Raw genomic sequence first — 17,539 nt, forward strand, 5'->3', positions numbered from 1 at the left:
GCGAGATACGGGTTGACGTGTTTATCCCCAGCCCAGCAGACGAATTACGGCAGCAACCACCGCGGCAGCCGCCACCGCCACGATGAACGGCGCGCGACGCCACAGCAGAATTCCAGCGACAATAACCCCAGCCACCCGGGCGTCAATCACGAGGCGTTGGCCATCGGCAAATGTCTGTGTCGCCAGCAAAGCAGACAACAGGACCAGGGGCAATATTCCCAGGATTCGGTCGATCCGGGGATGGGACAGTATAGACCCGGGAATCAAGTAGCCTGCGAGTTTTAACCCGTAGCACCCGAGCGACGTTGCTATCACGGCAACCCAAAGAATCATGCCGAAACCTCCCGAGTTTCGGCCTGATCAGAGGTGCGAGGCGTACGCCATACCCAGACGACTCCCACCAGGGCCGCGCACAAAATAGGAATCCCTGCGGGCAGCATAGGGGTGGTGATCAGCGCAATGAATGCGGCGGCACCCGCGAGTGCGATCGTGTCCTTGTTCTTTAACCGTGGCCATAGCAGGCCGAGGAAGGCCGCGGCTGCCGCAGCGTCCAGCCCGTAGGCCCGGGGCTCTCCGAGCAGATTGCCGAGCAAGGCACCGACGAGAGTCATCAGGTTCCACCAGACATACACCCATAACCCGGCTGACCAGAACCCGGCGCGGCTCGCTGTCGGGTCGGTCTGCGCAGCCGAGGTGGCCACTGATTCGTCGATGGTAAAGAGTGCCCCGAGTAGTTTGGTCAGGCCCCGCAGGTTCAAAAACCGCGTAAGCGCCATCGCGTAGAGAGTATTGCGCACCCCGAGTAATAGGGCCGCGAGCCCGGCGCTCAGGAACGCTCCTCCGGCACTGATCACACCGATGAATGCGAATTGGGAACCGCCGGAAAAGAGGATCAGCGACATCGCCATGGTCTGTGTGAGAGTGAGCCCTGACGTAACCGCTAACGCCCCGAATGAGATCCCGTACAGGCCGGTTGCGACCCCGATTGTGAATCCTTGGCGACGAGCCGCACGTACGTGACCGGCGGTGTTGAGTGTAGTTGTGGGCTCGGGCCCCGGCGCAGGCTCAGGCCTTAGCGCTGTTTCAGGCTCCGGCGTGGGTACGGGCTCGGGTTGCGCCAAAGGTTCGGGTTGCGGTGCACAATCAGGCTGCGCACAAGCAGGCTGCGGAGGCATGGACGCAGCGGCAGGATCGGGAGGGGGAGCAGGCGTGGACATGGCATCCAGACCATATCGTGATCGACGCTACAGGCGACAATCCCGGCCCTGATATGGACCGGGACTGTCATCAAGGGGTGCACGCTAGCCCGTTATGGTTGGGCCGCACTCGGAGCTTTGTCTATGGACCGGGATCTACGCCGCGACTGCACTCGACTGGGCCTGCGCTGCGACCTCGGTGGACCGGGATCTATGCCGCGGCCGCAGCGGGACGCCGTCCAATCCGCTTAAGCGCAATCACGACGGCAGCGGTGACGATAGCTCCGATGGCGACCGATGCGATAAACCAGCCGAAGTGTCCGATGGCGAATCCGACCACGAAACCCCCGTGAGGTGCAGTCAGCGTGACGTCAAAGGCCATCACCAATGCGCCCGTCACGCCAGACCCAACGATGGAGGCTGGAATAACGCGGAAAGGATCGGCGGCCGCAAACGGAATGGCACCTTCAGTGATGAAGAACGAACCGAGGAAAAATGCGGCCGTGCCATTTTCCCGTTCCGCAACGGTAAACCAGCGGCGCCGAATGACCGTGGCCAGCGCCATCCCTAGCGGTGGAACCATGCCCGCTCCCATCACGGCGGCCATGATCCGCCAGGCACCCGGATCAGCTGCGGTGGCGGTTCCGAGCCCAGCGACTGCAAAGGAATAGGCCACTTTGTTAATGGGACCGCCGAGGTCAGAACCCATCATCACGCCCAGCAGAATGCCAAGCAGAATCGCTTGGGCTCCGGTCATGGAGTTCAGCCCGTCGGTCATGGCATTCATGACGAAGGCAATTGGATGCCCAAGGAACAGGAGAAGCACTCCGGAGACGACCAGCGAGGTCAACAGCGGAATAATGACAACCGGCATGAGACCACGCAGGTAACGATGCACTTTCATCTGTGCGAGGTAGTAGGCCAGGATGCCGGCGAGGATACCGCCGAGAATGCCACCGAGGAACCCGGCCCCCATAAAGGAAGCGACAGATCCCGCAACAAAACCGGGGGCGATACCCGGCCGGTCGGCCAGGCCGTAGGCGATGTATCCGGCGAGCGCGGGGACTAAGAAGCCCATTGACAATTGGCCGATTTTCACCATGGCGTTACCGAGGTAAATGTTCAGCGAAACGTCGCCGAGGTTAAATAGGCTGGCGTTCTTGAGCACGGTGTCCGGATCCATCTCGATGGTTCCGTGCGGGCCAAGGAGCAGGAAACCGAGTGCTATGAGCAACCCGCCGCCTGCGACGAACGGAATCATGTAGGAGACGCCGGTCAGGAGGGCTTTTTTCAGCCGTCGCCCAAACGACTCGGAGCTCGCCGAAGATTCCGAGGCGCCATCGGTGCGTTCGGAGGTGGTGGCGAGCACGCGGGTTGCGGACGGGTCAGCCGCTGCCTGCACGGCCTGTTCAATCAGCACTTTTGGTTCGTCGATGCCGCGTTTGACCGAGGCGTTCACGACGGGTTTTCCGGCGAAACGATGCTTATCGCGGACATCGACTTCCACCGCGAAGATGACAGCGTCGGCTGCATCGATCACCGATTGGGGCAGGGGTTTGCTACCCGCGGATCCTTGGGTTTCCACCTGCAGATCGATCCCCATGCTTTGAGCCGTGGCTGCGAGCGAGTCAGCGGCCATGTAGGTGTGGGCGATTCCAGTGGGGCAGGCAGTGACGGCAACCAGACGCACGGTTTGTGCGGATCCGGTCTGTCCGCCTGACGTATCGGCGTTGGCTGGCGCGGAGGTGTCGCGTTCGTGATCGGAGGTTGCGGCGGTATCGCGGTTGGTGGATGTGGGCGGGGTCTGCGATGCAGGCTCGGGATGAATGGCCTGGTTGACCAGCTGCACGATTTCATTGGCCGAGGAGGCATCCCGTAAGGAGGCGGTGAACTCAGGGCGAACCAGAGCTCGCGCAAGACTGGAGAGCAGAACAAGATGCTGCTGATCGGCGCCGTCGGGAACGGCGATAAAGAAGGCGAGATCGGCCGGTCCGTCGTCGGCGCCCCAAGCAACCGGCGGGTTGAGCCGCGACATGGCGATGGTGGGTTCGCTGACCGCGCTGCTTCGGCAGTGGGGGATGGCGATGCCGCCGGGGATACCGGTGTCGGTTTGGGCTTCGCGGGCTTTTGCGTCGGCAAAGAGCTGCTCGGCATCGCTCGCGCGGCCTTTTGCTGCGATTCGCGCGGCCATTGCGCGAATAACCCGGAACCGGTCGGAACCGTCGCCGCTGTCGGCATCGAGGGACACGAGGTCCGCGGTGATGAGGTCGGTCATGGTGGTGTCTTTCTGTGAAGAGTGGTGGTGCTCGGTTAGGGGATTGAGGTCACGGTGACGGCGTCTGGGCGGATCAAATCCGGTGTCGGCATGGCGGTGCCGGGTAGGGCTGCGGCGGCTGACCCGTGGGCTACGGCTCGTCGTAGGCAGCTAGGTTCGTCGTCGCCGAGGAGTCGTCCGGTGAGGTAACCCGCTAGGGAGCAGTCTCCGGCACCGACGGTAGAGCGGACTGTGATCTTCGGGGCGCAGGCGTGCCAGGCTCCGGCGGTGGTGACCAGCACTGCTCCGGCTCCGCCGAGAGTGACCAGCACGGCCTCTAAGCCGGAGCCGATCAAGTCTCGGGCGAGTGAAGCTACCGATGCTGGGTTTTGTTCAAGCTGTGCCGGATCGCCATGGCCGAGTATCTGAGTCAGTTCTTCGGCGTTGGGTTTGATGAGGGCTGGCCGGTGGGAGGCGAGGACGGCCTCGCGCAGTGGGGGTCCTGAGGTGTCCAGAGCGCAGCGAATCTGAGGGTTTGTCTGACGGACGGTGCTGATTAGGTCTCGGTAAAAATGCGGGGGAACCTGAGGAGGGAGGGAGCCACACAGGGCAATCCAGGAGGGGATATGCGCTGGTCCTTGCGTCTGCGGGGCATCGCCGTTGGCGGGGCCGGTGCCGTTGCGCAGAAGCGGAGCTTGCGCGTTATTTTCGGGCCTGAATGTGTGGTTGTTGATCGATACGGTTCGGTTGTCGGTCAACAGTGCTTCGTTGTCATTGAATGACGGGTGAACTCCGATCAACAGGGTGGTGAGTTCGCGCAGAGTGTTCTCGCTCAATGGCGGCCCCTGGGCGTTGAGCTTGGTGGTGGTACCATCCGGTTCGGTCAGCGTGAGATTAGTGCGTAAGGGCTCGGTGATTGGGGCGGTTGCGATGGGGATTCCAGCACGGTGCAGTCCGGTGACGACTGGGTCATTGGGGCCGCCGGGCAGGACTGCGCAGGACGGGATTCCGCACGTGACGAGTGCACGGGTGACATTGACCCCTTTGCCTCCGGGGTCCTCGCGCACTGAGGCGAAACGTTGCACCTCGCCGCGCTTGAGGGAGCTGGTGAGGCTCACTGTGCGGTCGAGTGACGGGTTGGCGGTCAGGGTGAGGATCATGCCAACACCACCTGGACGTCGTGCGCCGCTAATTCTTCGGCGAGGTCGGATGGCGGTTCGGCGTCGCAGATCAGAATGTCGAGCTGGTCCAGCGAGATGATGTGAGCCAGAGTTTCCACCCCGAATTTTGAGGAGTCTACGAGCGCCATCACTGTTTGACCAGCTTGGGCTAGGGCACGTTTGACATCGGCTTCGTGGGGATCGGGAGTGGATAACCCAAATCCTGCCGAGAGCCCGTTGGCGCCGAGCACCGCGATATCGGGGCGCATCAGTTCGTAGGCTGAGCAGGTGGCGGCACCAACCGCTGCTTCGGTGAGAGGCCGCACGCGTCCTCCCACCAGATCGACCACGGCCTGCTGATGGGGGGCGAGCACGCTCGCGACGGTCAGGGAGTGGGTGACGATATGCCAGGGAAGATCGCGGGGAGAGGGGGTTGAGAGCAGGGCCTGGCCGAGGCAGACGGTGGTTGAGCCTGCATCTAAAGCCACAGAGCGCACTTTGAGCCGGGCGATTTCTCGGGCGGCGGCTTCCCCAATGCGTTGTTTTTCGTGGGAATGGGCGCTAATCCGGGTGGCTAGTGAGGGTTCGTCGCCTGCTGTGACCCCGAGGGCGACGGCACCGCCGTGGACCCGGCGAAGTTGTCCGGCGCGGGCTAGTTGGGCGAGGTCTCGACGAATCGTTTCGGAGTTCACGTTGAACGACTCGGATAGTCCTGAGACTGTTACGGTGCCGTGGCGGGTGAGCTCCGTCAGGATTCGGGCGTGTCGTTCTTCGGCGAACATGCTGCTCCTGCGGGGTGGGCGGTATCCGGTATGGGGTGTGGGCCGGTGGTGAGAGGTTGGGATTTTCTCCTTGCGTGACTCGAGTGTACGCGAGATTTTGCGGGATCGTTTGGGATCATGCGGTTTTTTACCCGAATAACTGTTGACCTACTGGTCAGAGGTAAAAATTGACGAAGAAAAATAGTGAGAGGTGCGTTCCCAAGTCGTTGGCTGCTACTCGCCGGCTCGGGTCCATGACAGTGACGCCGTTGGACCCGCAGAACGTATGGCCGGCCGACACCGGCCAAATGTGTTGGTGTACAAGAGGCCCCAGCTTGGACGGATGCAGGTCTATGGAGGCATCGACATAGGCGCCACCATGGTGTGTCATCGTGGAGACGTGCTGCTACCTGTGAGGAGGTCTACGGTAGGGCGGCAATAATGCTGCTATTGGCGATGAACGGTAGTGCGAACTGGAGAGTTTTAGCGATCTAGGTCGCTTCAGGATCAGCCGGGATAGCAGGATGACCGGCGAGATATGAGAGATTGGGGGAGTGACCGATCATCACCACCTCGCTGATCCCCCGAGCGCACAGCCTCACCTCGTTCCATCTCGCAACAGTGCCCCGACGGCCAGCGATGCCGAGCTGACCCTCGACGTAGCGGCGCTCTTGCTCGATATGGACGGCACCCTGATTGATTCCGGTCCGGCCGTGTTGCGCTGCTGGAACCGCCTCTTCGTTGAACTCGGTGCCAAAGACGCCGACGGGCAACCTCTCACCTATCGTCCCGCCCTACACGGCATGCCCGCTCGCACCGTGCTTCGCCACGCAATCCCAAGCCTGACTGACGATGAGGTCGAGGATGCATTCGCACGTATTGAAACCCTTGAGACCGAAGACCTCGACGGGGTGACCGTGCTCCCCGGCACTGTCGAACTGCTTGACCGTCTTACGGCGCTGGGGGAGGAGATCGGTAAAGAGGTGTGGACCATTGTCACCTCGTGCACGACTCCGTTGTTTCAGGCGAGGTGGGGTGCGACCGGGCTCCCTGTTCCGGCGCACACCGTCACTGTCGATCAGGTGCTCGTCGGCAAACCTGAACCAGACCCGTATCTCGAAGGCGCCCGCCGTCTCGGGGTCGATCCCGCTGACTGTTTAGTGCTGGAGGATGCGGTTGGAGGTTTACTCTCCGCCCGCGCCGCAGGTGCGCAGGCCATCGCCGTCTCCCACACCAGCCAGGTGCACGATCTGCGCAGGCTTGCACGCACTGTGGTCAGTTCCCTCGCTGACCTGACGGTGAATCGGTGCGGAGACATGCTCCGCGTGACCGCACCTCTTGACAGCCCAACAGACTAGGCTGACCGGCATGAACGACACGACCCCGACGCCCTCGGCCGCGCACCCGATCTCGTCCAGCCCTTGCCCGGACCGCCCTTTCGGGTGCGTCACCGTCGCGATGGTGACGCCGTTTACCTCTGACGGAGAGCGGATCGACCTCGACGCTGCGCAACGACTCGCCCGGCATCTCGTCGATCACGGTTGCGATGGGCTCACCATCAACGGCACCACCGGAGAGGCCCCCACTACCTCCGATGGTGAGAAAACGTCTCTAATTCGCGCCGTGCGCGAGGCGGTCGGACCCCAAGTGAAAATCATGGCTGGGGTTGGGACCAATGACACCCGGCATACCCTGCATCTGGCTGATGAGGCGACCAAGGCAGGGGCTGACGGGTTACTCGTGGTCAACCCGTACTACTCCAAGCCTTCCCAGGACGGTTTGAGGACCCACCTGCTCGCGGTAGCCGATGCCGCGGAGCTGCCGGTGGCGCTGTATGACATTCCCGGCCGCAGCGCCGTCGCCCTGAGCTATGACACCTTGCTGACACTCGCCGAACATCCGCGGATTATCGCGGTTAAAGACGCAAAAGGTGACCTCCTGCAGTCCAGCCTGGTGATGGCGCGCACCGATCTGTGCTTCTACAGCGGCGAGGACGCCCTCAATCTACCGTGGCTCGCGATCGGTGCCAGTGGCATTGTGTCGGTGGTTGCTCATCTTGCCCCCGCTGCTCATGCGGCGCTGATCGCCGCACACGACACCGGCGATGTTCAAAGAGCCGCTATGCTGCACCGCGCACTCGCCCCGCTGGTCGAGGCGATTATGACTCGTATGCCCGGCCTGGTCGCTGTGAAGACCGTTCTCGCCGCCGAGGGGTCCTTGCCCCACGATGTGGTGCGGTCACCGCTCACTGGTCCCTCACCCCGGGAACGAGAGGTATTGCTGACTGACGTGCGGGCCGCGCTCGAAACCCTTGACGCCTTGATCTGAGGTCGGCGTCGCCACCAAGAACAGACGCCCTTGACCCGTTCTGCGCGGGGGCGTCCACGACCATCCCCGGCCCTAAGGAGCCTTTGCATGACCGCTTTCTCTACCAAATTGACGCCCCCGCCTCCGCTAGCTGATGGCACCTTGCGTATCGTCCCCCTGGGGGGACTTGGCGAGGTCGGACGCAATATGGCGGTCCTCGAAATTGATGGGCGGCTGCTGATCGTGGACTGCGGAGTGTTGTTCCCCGAAGAATCGCAGCCCGGAGTAGACCTGATTCTTCCCGACTTCGACTACATCCGGGATCGGCTCGATGATGTCATTGCCGTTGTCCTCACCCACGGGCACGAAGACCACATTGGAGCAGTTCCCTATCTGCTGCGGCTGAAACCAGATATTCCGCTGGTCGGGTCCCAGCTCACCCTCGCACTCGTCGAGGCCAAGCTTAAAGAACATCGCATCACCCCGTACACGCTTGCAGTCACAGAAGGGCAGACGGAAAAGCTCGGACCGTTTAGCTGCGAGTTCATCGCCGTCAACCACTCCATTCCGGATGCATTGGCCGTCGCCATTAGCACCGCAGCGGGCACCGTGCTCCACACCGGCGACTTCAAAATGGATCAGCTGCCGCTGGACGGCCGGATCACCGATCTGCGCGCCTTCGCCCGGCTCGGCGAGCGCGGTGTGGACCTGTTTATGGTGGACTCAACCAATGCTGAGGTCCCCGGATTTACGGTCGCCGAGCGCGAAATCGGCCCTGTTCTCGACGGTATTTTCGCTCGCGCTACCCAGAAAATCGTGGTGGCTTCGTTTTCCAGCCATGTCCACCGGGTGCAGCAGGTGTTGGATGCCGCCGCCGCGCATGACCGCAAGGTGGCGTTCGTGGGGCGCTCCATGGTGCGCAATATGACGATCGCCGCCGATATGGGCTACCTCAGCGTGCCCAAGGACGTGCTGGTGGATGTGAAGAAGCTCGGTGATCTTCCCGATGACCGGATTGTGCTCATGTGCACCGGCAGCCAGGGAGAACCGATGGCTGCGCTGGGACGTATCGCCAACCGGGACCATCGCATTTCCGTGGCGGACGGTGACATCGTGATCCTCGCGTCGTCGCTCATTCCGGGAAATGAAAATGCGGTGTTCCGGGTGGTTAACGGGTTGATGGCGCTCGGCGCTGAGGTCGTGCATCAGGCGAGCGCGCGGGTGCATGTGTCTGGTCACGCCTCCGAGGGGGAGCTGACCTACTGCTACAACATTTTGCGCCCGAAGAACGTTATGCCCGTTCACGGTGAGATCCGACACCTCATTGCCAACGCGCGGATCGCTCAGAAAGTGGGAATCGGCGAGAAGAACATTGTGCTGGCCCGCGACGGGCATGTCGTGGATCTTTGCGACGGGGTCGCCAAAGTGGTCGGCGAGGTGCCGTGTGGGTACGTGTATGTCGATGGTTCTAGCGTCGGGGAGATTTCCGAAGCGGACCTGAAGGATCGTCGGATTCTTGGCGACGAAGGGTTCATCTCGTTGTTCGCGGTGGTCAACTCTAAGACCGGCACAATTATTGCCGGCCCTGAAATCCACGCCCGTGGATTCGCCGAGGATGATGAGGTATTCGAGGACATCAAACCGGATTTGGTGACGGCGTTGGAGCGCGCGGTGCGCGATAGTGCCGACCATGACACTCACCAGTTGCAGCAGGTAATGCGACGGGTAGTGGGCCGGTGGGTCTCGCAGCGGCTTCGTCGCAAGCCGATGATTATTCCGGTCGTGGTTGAAGCGTAAATCTGCCCACAGGTCTCGGCGCCTGCCCGTCGGCACGGTAGATTGAGAAGCATGGCGACACGTACGACTTCCCCCGCACGTGCGTCGAAAGGCTCGTCTCGTACCGGTTCAGCCGGAGGGGCCCGAGGTTCGGGTCGCTCCGCCGCGCCGCCCGGCGACCCCTCGACGCTTCCGCTTCCGATCCGCGCCGTGAGAACCGGGTATCTCGCGGTGGCACGCGCGGTTGGCGGTTTTGTGCGCGGTATAGGTGTGGAAGCTCGACCCGTCCCGTATGAGATGAGACGGGACGGATACGGGCTGTTCTTGCTTGCGATTGCGGTGCTGGTTGCGATCCGTGAATGGTGGCAGGTTTCGGGATCGATTTTCGAGGCTGTTCACGCGGTTGCCGGAGGTACCTTCGGGTTAATTGCAGTGGTGCTGCCGGTCTTGTTAGCGGGCTGGGCTATTCGCATGTTCCGCAGGCCGGATTTAGTGCACGCCAATGCCCGCATTGCGATCGGCATCATGCTGTTTTTGATGGCGTTTGCGGCCATCGCCTCGATTGCTCGTCAGATGCCGGAGCCCGCCTCGGGCATTGAGGCGCTTTCGCGCGGAGGTGGGGTGCTCGGCTATTTGGCTGCGGCTCCGCTGCTGACCCTGATGCCCGCCCCATTCGTGGTCACGATCTACGCGGTGGTGGCACTGTTTTCAGTGCTCATCCTGACCGCGACGCCGTTGGAGTCGATTCCGCGCACGCTGATGGGGGTGTATCGGCGTCTGGTCGGGCAATCCGATGCCGAACATGAGGAACGGGAGCAGTTTGGGCTGCGGCCGCGCCGTCGGGATATTCGCCGTGAGACGGATGAAGCTAAGACGGAGACGCTGGAGCGCACTGGTGTCGACGCTGAGCCGTCGGAGAGTGGACCGTCCTCGCTGCTGAAACGCAGACGCCGTGGGCAGAAGAAATCGAAGGCCGACGCCCAGGAGAACCTGGATCACGACAGCTTCGGTTACGTGGGGGACGAACCCTTCGTGCGCGGCGCGGAGGTTGCGACCACCAAACTCGACCTCGATTCGGCAGCTTCTTCGCACCAAGGCACTGAAGCGCTGGTGACGGCTGTGTTGGGCGATCAGGAAGAGGACGTTGAAGAAGCGACCGCTCGGCGTAAACGGTTTCCGCGTGCTGCTGACGCGTTGAAAAAATCTCGTGGAAAAGCCGCTCACGATGAGACTCAGCCCGTTGAGACCGCTGAGACCACGCCATTGGAACCGCCCCCGCTGGGCCTTCTTCCGCGCTCTGGGGAGCAACTCGAGCTGTCCGGCGACATTGTCTACACCCTGCCTGACCCGGCATTCTTAGTCGAAGGCCCTCCGCACAAAACCCGCTCGGAAGCCAACGATCATGTGGTGGCTGCGCTTACCGAAGTGTTTGACCAGTTCGGGATTAACGCGCAGGTCACCGGGTTTACCAGGGGGCCGACCGTCACGCGGTACGAGGTGGAACTCGGCGCTGGAACCAAAGTTGAGAAGATCACCGCTCTCAGTAAGAACATCGCCTATGCGGTGGCGAGTGCGGACGTGCGGATTCTCTCGCCGATCCCCGGAAAGAAAGCGATCGGTATTGAGATTCCCAATGCCGACCGTGAAAACGTGGCGCTGGGCGATGTGCTGCGCTCGCCGATAGCGCGCGGCAATGAGCATCCGATGCTGATGGGGATCGGTAAAGATGTCGAGGGCGGGTTTATCACCGCGAACCTTGCGAAGATGCCGCATCTGCTGGTGGCCGGTGCCACCGGTGCGGGTAAGTCGAGCTTCGTGAATTCAATGATCACCTCGATTCTGATGCGTGCTACCCCTGAGGAAGTGCGGATGGTGCTGGTCGATCCGAAGCGGGTGGAACTCACCATTTACGAAGGCATTCCGCATCTGATCACGCCGATCATCACTAATCCCAAGAAAGCAGCTGAGGCGCTTGAATGGGTGGTCCGGGAAATGGATACCCGCTACGACGACTTGGCGGCTTTCGGATACAAGCACATTGACGACTTCAATAAGGCGATCCGTTCGGGCACGGTGAAGATCCCCCCGGGCAGCGAACGCAAACTCGCGCCGTACCCCTATTTGCTGGTTGTTGTCGATGAGCTCGCGGATTTGATGATGGTTGCCCCGCGCGATGTCGAATCTTCGATTCAGCGCATCACCCAGCTGGCCCGCGCCGCCGGTATTCACCTGGTGCTCGCGACGCAGCGTCCCAGCGTGGACGTGGTCACCGGCATTATTAAGGCCAATGTGCCTAGCCGCCTCGCGTTTGCCACCTCGTCGCTGCAGGACTCACGAGTGATTCTGGACTCCCCGGGCGCTGAGAAACTGATCGGCCAGGGTGATGCCCTGTTCCATCCAATGGGCGTGGCTAAGCCGATGCGAGTGCAGGGCGCGTGGGTCAACGAGTCGGAAATTCACAAGGTGGTTGACCATGTGAAGGCCCAAATGAAGCCCGCCTATCGCGAGGATGTCACGGTCGCTGCGGCAAAGAAGCAGATTGATGACGACATCGGCGGCGATCTCGACGTGCTGTTGCAGGCGGCCGAACTGGTTATCACCACGCAATTTGGTTCGACCTCAATGTTGCAGCGCAAACTGCGGGTCGGCTTCGCCAAAGCTGGTCGGTTAATGGACTTGCTGGAGTCTCGTGAGATCGTGGGTCCGTCCGAAGGGTCTAAGGCTCGGGATGTTCTGGTTCACCCCGACGATCTGCCGCAGGCACTCGCCCTGATCAGGGGAGAGGAACCGGCGTCTCACGCACCGGCTAACGAGGAGAGCACCGAACAGTTCGGATCGGGCGACGGTGGCGTCGGAGTCGATTCATCAAGGAATTATTACGATGAGTCGGCCTCGGATGAGGACGCCTGGCAGCTGACGGACCGAAGGTAAGCTGGGCAGATGCCACCCAACCAGCTTGCCGAGCCGAACGTCTCTGCGTCCGTCCTCCCCGACAAGTCCGTCCGCCAGGGAGTGCAGCAGGCATCCCATGATTCGTCGCCGTTGATTTCGGATGCTACCGACCGGACTGTCGCCTTGGTGACTCTGGGGTGTGTGCGCAACGAGGTTGATTCGGAGGAGCTGGCCGGGCGTTTGGCGGCTGGCGGCTGGCGGCTCGTGGATGACGCGTCCGATGCGGATGTGGCGGTGGTCAACACCTGCGGGTTTGTTGAGGCCGCCAAAAAGGATTCGATCGACGCCCTATTGGAGGCTGCCGATCTGAAAACCGATCAGACCGCTCGCACCCAGGCGGTGGTGGCGGTGGGGTGCATGGCTGAACGGTATGGCCAGCAGCTCGCTGACTCCCTGCCGGAAGCGGATGCGGTGCTCGGCTTTGACAGTTACACCTCGTTGGCGCAGTCTCTGACGGGTATCTTGGCTGGTCAACGCCCGGCCTCTCATCTGCCGGTGGACCGTCGCACGATGCTTCCGGTCTCGCCGGTGCGACGACGAGCCGTGGTCGAGGCTGGGGATCTGGCGGTTCCCGGGCATATGCCGGTCGGTGAGGGCGGGTACGGTGGTGCTCCGCGCACGGTGCGCCAGCGTTTGAACGCTCGTCCCTGGGCTCCGCTGAAAATCGCGTCGGGTTGTGATCGGCGCTGCGCTTTTTGCGCGATCCCCTCCTTCCGAGGCGCGTTCATCTCTCGGACGCCGGAGGACATTCTCCAAGAGGCACGCTGGTTAGCGGATCAGGGGGTGCGCGAAGCATTCTTGGTGTCGGAAAATTCGACCAGCTACGGCAAAGATTTCGGTGATATCCAGGGTCTTGACCGGCTATTGCCACAGCTTGCGGACATCCCCGGTCTAGAGCGGATCCGGGTGTCTTACCTTCAGCCCGCTGAGGTACGGCCCGGCTTGTTAGAGGCCATGACTCAGACTCCTAAGGTGGCACCGTATTTTGACCTGTCATTCCAGCATGCGTCAGCTCCGCTACTCCGTCGAATGCGGCGGTTTGGTTCGCGCGAACAGTTCCTTGATTTGATCGGTCGGATCCGGGCAGCCAGCCCACACGCTGGACTGCGCACCAATGTGATCGTCGGCTTCCCGGGTGAAACGCAGGCCGACTTGGATGAGCTGGAACGCTTCCTTGCCCAGGCGCGGCTGGATGTGGTAGGGGTGTTCGGGTACTCCGACGAGGAAGGCACCGAAGCAGCGCAGCTGGATGGTGCATTGAGCCCGGAAGAGATTGAGGCTCGTCGTGCCCATATTGATCAGCTGGTGGAGGAGCTCACCGAGCAGCGGGCATGGGACCGGGTGGGTGAGGAACATCCGCTCCTGGTCGAAGAGGTGGCAGAGCAGGACACTGGTGATGTGTCCGCAGACTCCGTTGCCGGAGGCGATGCCCAACTGATGAGCGTTGGCCGGATCGGTCCGCAAGGTCCCGAAGTGGACGGCACCACGTCTGTGATCGGTGAACTTCCGATCGGACGGTTTGTGCCGGTGAGGATTGTCGGCGCTGAGGGAGTCGATCTGCACGCTGAGGTGATCGCATGAACACGACCCGGCAGGGACCGCCGCTGTGGAACGTCGCCAATGTGCTGACCGTGGTGCGTTGCGTGATGGTGCCCATTTTCTTAGTGATTGCCTGGCCGCATGATGAACAGCCTGCCTGGCGCCTGCTGGCAACGCTTATTTTCGTGGTCGCCATGGTGACGGACTTTTTGGACGGGCATCTGGCCCGTTCGCGCGGTTTGGTCACAGATTTCGGAAAAATCGTGGATCCGATCGCCGACAAGGCGATCACCGGTGCTGCACTGATTGTGCTTTCGGTGTGGGACTATGTGCCCTGGTGGATCACCGTGTTGATCTTGATCCGGGAAATCGGCATCACGGTGATGCGGTTTACGATCCTGCGCTACGGTGCGCTGCCCGCGAATATGGCTGGTAAGGCCAAAACGATGATGCAGTCGTTGGCAATCACCATCTGTTTGCTTCCGCTGGAACTGTGGTGGAGCCCGGCACGGTGGTTTGGTCTCACGTTGATTGTGATCGCGCTGATCCTCACGCTGTGGTCGGGCGCGGTGAACGTAGTAGACGGTGTCCGACTGCGCAAAAAAGCGTTGGCTGGAGACGCACCGTCGAACTAGACGAAACTCTGTGGGCAGGTGGACAGGTGGATGCGTCAATCTGGAGGTGATGGCAACCGATGGAGGCAGAGCGCCGCGACCTGGCATGCTGCTTAGCAGCCGATGACGCCCAGTTGCTTTTGGCGGCTGCGTCGGCTCGGCACCTTACCGTGGCCTGTGCAGAATCTTTGACCGGCGGGATGCTCACGGCGAGATTGGTTGACATCCCGGGAGCGAGCGCGGTGGTACGCGGAGGTATCGTCGCCTATGCCTTGGTGATGAAAACCTCTTTGCTCGGTGTCTCGGAGGAGTCGCTAGCTCGGACCGGTGCGGTGACCGCGCATGTGGCCGAAGCTATGGCCGAAGGAGTGCGCAGAGCTATGGGCGCCGATATTGGCCTCGCTACGACCGGTGTCGCAGGTCCTGGCCCGGATGCGCGGGGGCTGCCAAGCGGAACGTTCTGGGTCGCGGTGGCGGGTGTCGAATCTGTACGATCGCGGGGATACTTTGGTGCAGTGTCGTCGGGACTAGAAGATGGGCGGGTTGAGCGGTCTCGAATGCAGGTGCGCGAATGTGCGGTGGGCGCTGCTTTAGCATTGGCGCGAGAGATGCTGACGGGGTCGTAACCGGTCGGCGCCTGGCGGTGCTACCGCAGACTGAGAACGCTTCTCATCGTGTCCATGCTTACAATCAGGAACACTGACGCGGGTTCACGCGTTATTGGGGATGTGAAAAGTTTTGAGACCACGTACCGTGGACCTTCTGCACGCCCCGGCGGATCTGTGATTGGATCACGCAGGCCGCATCGGCCATCTACCCGTCCAGGGGCTGTGAAAGGAGTGCTGGTGAAGGGAGGAGGACGTCCCGTGGTGGTTTTCCGGCAGGAACTTGGCGATGTCCTGCGCGATGTTCGTCGCCAGCAGGGTCGGACGTTGCGGCAGGTATCGCAGGCGGCCCGGGTGTCGCTCGGCTACCTCAGTGAAATTGAGCGGGGGCAAAAGGAAGCATCTTCGGAGCTGCTGTCCTCGGTCTGTCATGCGCTGGGGATGCCGATGTCGTTTGTTCTGCGAGAGGTGTCGGACCGCATTGCCGTAGCGGAAGGGGTTGTGATTCCTGACACGGTTCCCGATGACCTTGGGGACTCGCTGCATGGCGGCCTGGTCGGTGCGCGTTAAGCGCACGCACGTTGTCATGCGAGATCTTGTCATGCGATATCGCAGGCTGACGCAGGGCAGGCTGTGCCCGCAGGTATTTGCGTAATGTCTGAGACGTCGGCGACACAAGGATTTCTTTATGCGACGTAGTCGCTTTCAGGTACTCGCGGATCATGTATTTGGGCCTGCGCTCGCGCGCACGTACTGCGCGGAAACGCTGCTGGCTCCGTATGGGTATGTGAGTGCGGATGACGCCTTATCTCGCGGCGAGAATGTGCGGGATGTGTGGGTTGCTCTATGTGATGCGCACGATGTTCCGGAGTCTGAGCGGTGGGAGCTGCCTGAGGAGCGTCGCCGGGCTCGGTGATAGCGGTGGCCTTTATGATGGTCGCCGCTGTGGCCGCGCCGGGCTTGCTCGCGGCGCCCAGTATGCGGTGGTGATCGGCTGTGCGGCTGAGGTCTGGGGGTTGCTCGGGGCGTGAGTCGGCTAGTCAGCCGTGTTCGGATTGTCATCGAACATATGTTCGGTCTATCGTGTGAGCAGCGAACCACGGTTGGGGATTGCGTACTCGTCCACACCGCCTGAGGCTTTGGCTCGAATGTCATAGGGCCGTCCTACCGTGGTTCATGACAGACCACGACACCAGTGGCTACAGACCGTAGCCCAGCGGAAGGACACCAGATGGCAGCAGCGAAGAAAGAACGCGCCTCCACCCTCGATGCGGCTCTCGCCCAGATCGATCGCCAGTTCGGCAAAGGGTCGATCATGCGCTTGGGTGATGACACCCGGCCCCCGGTGGAGGTTATTCCGACCGGTTCGGTTGCCTTGGATGTGGCGCTGGGTATTGGCGGTATTCCGAGGGGCCGGATTGTGGAGATCTACGGGCCGGAATCCAGCGGTAAGACGACGGTCGCCTTGCATGCGGTCGCTAATGCGCAGCGCAATGGCGGCATCGCAGCTTTTATCGACGCTGAACACGCGCTCGATCCCGAGTACGCCAAGAAACTTGGCGTCGACACGGATTCCCTGCTGGTCTCGCAGCCGGATACCGGGGAACAGGCCCTGGAGATTGCCGACATGCTGGTGCGCTCAGGCGCTTTGGATATCGTCGTGATCGACTCAGTGGCTGCGCTGGTGCCCAAGGCTGAGATCGAGGGTGAGATGGGTGATTCCCACGTCGGTTTGCAGGCCCGGCTGATGTCGCAGGCGCTGCGCAAGCTCACCGGCGCTCTGTCGACCTCGGGAACCACTGCGATCTTCATTAACCAGCTTCGCGAGAAAATCGGCGTGTTCTTCGGCAGCCCGGAGACGACGACCGGTGGTAAAGCTTTGAAGTTCTACGCTTCGGTGCGCATGGATATCCGCCGCATTGAGACGTTGAAAGAGGGTTCCAACCCGGTCGGCAACCGCACCCGGGTGAAGGTGGTCAAAAACAAGATGGCCCCGCCCTTCAAGCAGGCTGAATTCGACATCCTCTACGGAGTGGGTATTTCCCGTGAAGGTGGATTGATTGACCTGGGTGTTGAGCATGGGATCGTGCGTAAGTCCGGCGCTTGGTTCACCTATGAAGGGGATCAGCTGGGCCAGGGCAAGGAAAATGCTCGCACCTTCCTTAGGGATAACCCCGATCTCGCCGCGGAGATTGAACAAAAGATTCTGCGGACCCTCGGCATCGGTCCCTATGCAGCTGAGGTCGCTGGCGCGGACGCGTCGGATGATGAATTCATCGATGATGACGTACCGGCAAAGATCTGATGCGGAAAAATTTGATGACGGTAGGTGTGCGCACGGGTCAGCCGGTTTGGCGGTAAGTCTCACCGGCGCC

15 protein-coding genes are annotated in these 17,539 nt (G+C 61.6%); 10 read left to right on the forward strand and 5 right to left on the reverse strand.

The annotated features are described in order from the left end of the window. Nucleotides 1–21 precede the first annotated feature (21 nt). From BN1724_RS11935 to BN1724_RS11955, 5 genes are all read right to left on the reverse strand, one after another. Entirely contained in the window at nt 22–333 is a 312-nt protein-coding gene (locus tag BN1724_RS11935; RefSeq protein ID WP_058235545.1) for an AzlD domain-containing protein, read from the reverse strand. After that, complete coding sequence (locus BN1724_RS11940; protein WP_231928249.1) at nt 330–1,217, reverse strand: AzlC family ABC transporter permease; 888 nt, start codon at nt 1,215–1,217, stop codon at nt 330–332. Before BN1724_RS11940 ends, BN1724_RS11935 begins: the two co-directional genes overlap by 4 nt. Before the next feature lie 190 nt (nt 1,218–1,407). Then, entirely contained in the window at nt 1,408–3,471 is a 2,064-nt protein-coding gene (locus tag BN1724_RS11945) for a PTS fructose transporter subunit IIABC (protein WP_058235546.1), read from the reverse strand. A gap of 35 nt (nt 3,472–3,506) precedes the next feature. Beyond that, the gene (locus BN1724_RS11950; protein WP_058235547.1) at nt 3,507–4,610 is read right to left on the reverse strand and encodes a 1-phosphofructokinase family hexose kinase; all 1,104 of its coding nucleotides are present in this window, start codon (nt 4,608–4,610) and stop codon (nt 3,507–3,509) included. Next, nucleotides 4,607–5,392 (reverse strand): DeoR/GlpR family DNA-binding transcription regulator, encoded by a 786-nt coding sequence (locus tag BN1724_RS11955; RefSeq protein ID WP_058235548.1) that lies wholly within the window; start codon nt 5,390–5,392, stop codon nt 4,607–4,609. The genes BN1724_RS11950 and BN1724_RS11955 overlap by 4 nt, the downstream gene beginning before the upstream one ends. A gap of 533 nt (nt 5,393–5,925) precedes the next feature. On the opposite strand from BN1724_RS11955, the gene BN1724_RS11960 reads away from it, so the two are divergent. The 10 genes from BN1724_RS11960 to recA all read left to right on the forward strand — a co-directional run bounded on the left by BN1724_RS11960 (nt 5,926) and on the right by recA (nt 17,469). Continuing rightward, the gene (locus BN1724_RS11960; protein WP_058235549.1) at nt 5,926–6,729 is read left to right on the forward strand and encodes an HAD-IA family hydrolase; all 804 of its coding nucleotides are present in this window, start codon (nt 5,926–5,928) and stop codon (nt 6,727–6,729) included. Nucleotides 6,730–6,739: 10 nt separating this feature from the next. Continuing rightward, nucleotides 6,740–7,699, forward strand: a complete 960-nt coding sequence (gene dapA / locus BN1724_RS11965; RefSeq protein ID WP_157085888.1) for a 4-hydroxy-tetrahydrodipicolinate synthase — start codon at nt 6,740–6,742, stop codon at nt 7,697–7,699. 87 nt (nt 7,700–7,786) lie between these two features. Next, nucleotides 7,787–9,475: a ribonuclease J gene (locus tag BN1724_RS11970; protein ID WP_058235550.1), complete on the forward strand. Its 1,689-nt coding sequence runs from the start codon at nt 7,787–7,789 to the stop codon at nt 9,473–9,475. A 51-nt stretch (nt 9,476–9,526) separates the two neighbouring features. After that, on the forward strand, nt 9,527–12,385 hold the full coding sequence (locus BN1724_RS11975) for an FtsK/SpoIIIE family DNA translocase (protein ID WP_084253036.1): 2,859 nt from the start codon (nt 9,527–9,529) through the stop codon (nt 12,383–12,385). Nucleotides 12,386–12,394: 9 nt separating this feature from the next. Further along, a complete protein-coding gene (rimO, locus tag BN1724_RS11980) occupies nt 12,395–13,987 on the forward strand; it encodes a 30S ribosomal protein S12 methylthiotransferase RimO (RefSeq protein ID WP_084253037.1) in 1,593 nt (530 codons plus the stop codon). Then, nucleotides 13,984–14,580, forward strand: coding sequence for a CDP-diacylglycerol--glycerol-3-phosphate 3-phosphatidyltransferase (gene pgsA / locus BN1724_RS11985; RefSeq protein WP_058235551.1), 597 nt, complete (start codon nt 13,984–13,986; stop codon nt 14,578–14,580). Before rimO ends, pgsA begins: the two co-directional genes overlap by 4 nt. Nucleotides 14,581–14,639: 59 nt before the next feature. Then, nucleotides 14,640–15,185, forward strand: a complete 546-nt coding sequence (locus BN1724_RS11990) for a CinA family protein (protein ID WP_058235552.1) — start codon at nt 14,640–14,642, stop codon at nt 15,183–15,185. Between the two features lie 240 nt (nt 15,186–15,425). Beyond that, nucleotides 15,426–15,734 carry a helix-turn-helix domain-containing protein gene (locus BN1724_RS11995; RefSeq protein WP_058236015.1) on the forward strand — a complete coding sequence of 103 codons (309 nt, stop codon included), beginning with the start codon at nt 15,426–15,428 and terminating at the stop codon, nt 15,732–15,734. Between the two features lie 118 nt (nt 15,735–15,852). Then, nucleotides 15,853–16,080, forward strand: coding sequence for a DUF3046 domain-containing protein (locus BN1724_RS12000; RefSeq protein ID WP_058235553.1), 228 nt, complete (start codon nt 15,853–15,855; stop codon nt 16,078–16,080). 315 nt (nt 16,081–16,395) lie between these two features. Next, a complete protein-coding gene (gene recA, locus BN1724_RS12005; RefSeq protein WP_058235554.1) occupies nt 16,396–17,469 on the forward strand; it encodes a recombinase RecA in 1,074 nt (357 codons plus the stop codon). Nucleotides 17,470–17,539 lie beyond the last annotated feature (70 nt).

Source organism: Devriesea agamarum (assembly GCF_900070355.1).
In the GTDB taxonomy this organism is placed as follows: domain Bacteria; phylum Actinomycetota; class Actinomycetes; order Actinomycetales; family Dermabacteraceae; genus Devriesea; species Devriesea agamarum.

What these genes read in the sequence shown, in the direction of transcription:
- BN1724_RS11935 (WP_058235545.1), bottom strand. Translation starts at nt 333, where the DNA reads ATGATTCTTTGGGTTGCCGTGATAGCAACGTCGCTCGGGTGCTACGGG.
- BN1724_RS11940 (WP_231928249.1), bottom strand. Translation starts at nt 1,217, where the DNA reads ATGTCCACGCCTGCTCCCCCTCCCGATCCTGCCGCTGCGTCCATGCCT.
- BN1724_RS11945 (WP_058235546.1), bottom strand. Translation starts at nt 3,471, where the DNA reads ATGACCGACCTCATCACCGCGGACCTCGTGTCCCTCGATGCCGACAGC.
- BN1724_RS11950 (WP_058235547.1), bottom strand. Translation starts at nt 4,610, where the DNA reads ATGATCCTCACCCTGACCGCCAACCCGTCACTCGACCGCACAGTGAGC.
- BN1724_RS11955 (WP_058235548.1), bottom strand. Translation starts at nt 5,392, where the DNA reads ATGTTCGCCGAAGAACGACACGCCCGAATCCTGACGGAGCTCACCCGC.
- dapA (WP_157085888.1), top strand. Translation starts at nt 6,740, where the DNA reads ATGAACGACACGACCCCGACGCCCTCGGCCGCGCACCCGATCTCGTCC.
- BN1724_RS11970 (WP_058235550.1), top strand. Translation starts at nt 7,787, where the DNA reads ATGACCGCTTTCTCTACCAAATTGACGCCCCCGCCTCCGCTAGCTGAT.
- BN1724_RS11975 (WP_084253036.1), top strand. Translation starts at nt 9,527, where the DNA reads ATGGCGACACGTACGACTTCCCCCGCACGTGCGTCGAAAGGCTCGTCT.
- rimO (WP_084253037.1), top strand. Translation starts at nt 12,395, where the DNA reads ATGCCACCCAACCAGCTTGCCGAGCCGAACGTCTCTGCGTCCGTCCTC.
- pgsA (WP_058235551.1), top strand. Translation starts at nt 13,984, where the DNA reads ATGAACACGACCCGGCAGGGACCGCCGCTGTGGAACGTCGCCAATGTG.
- BN1724_RS11990 (WP_058235552.1), top strand. Translation starts at nt 14,640, where the DNA reads ATGGAGGCAGAGCGCCGCGACCTGGCATGCTGCTTAGCAGCCGATGAC.
- BN1724_RS12000 (WP_058235553.1), top strand. Translation starts at nt 15,853, where the DNA reads ATGCGACGTAGTCGCTTTCAGGTACTCGCGGATCATGTATTTGGGCCT.
- recA (WP_058235554.1), top strand. Translation starts at nt 16,396, where the DNA reads ATGGCAGCAGCGAAGAAAGAACGCGCCTCCACCCTCGATGCGGCTCTC.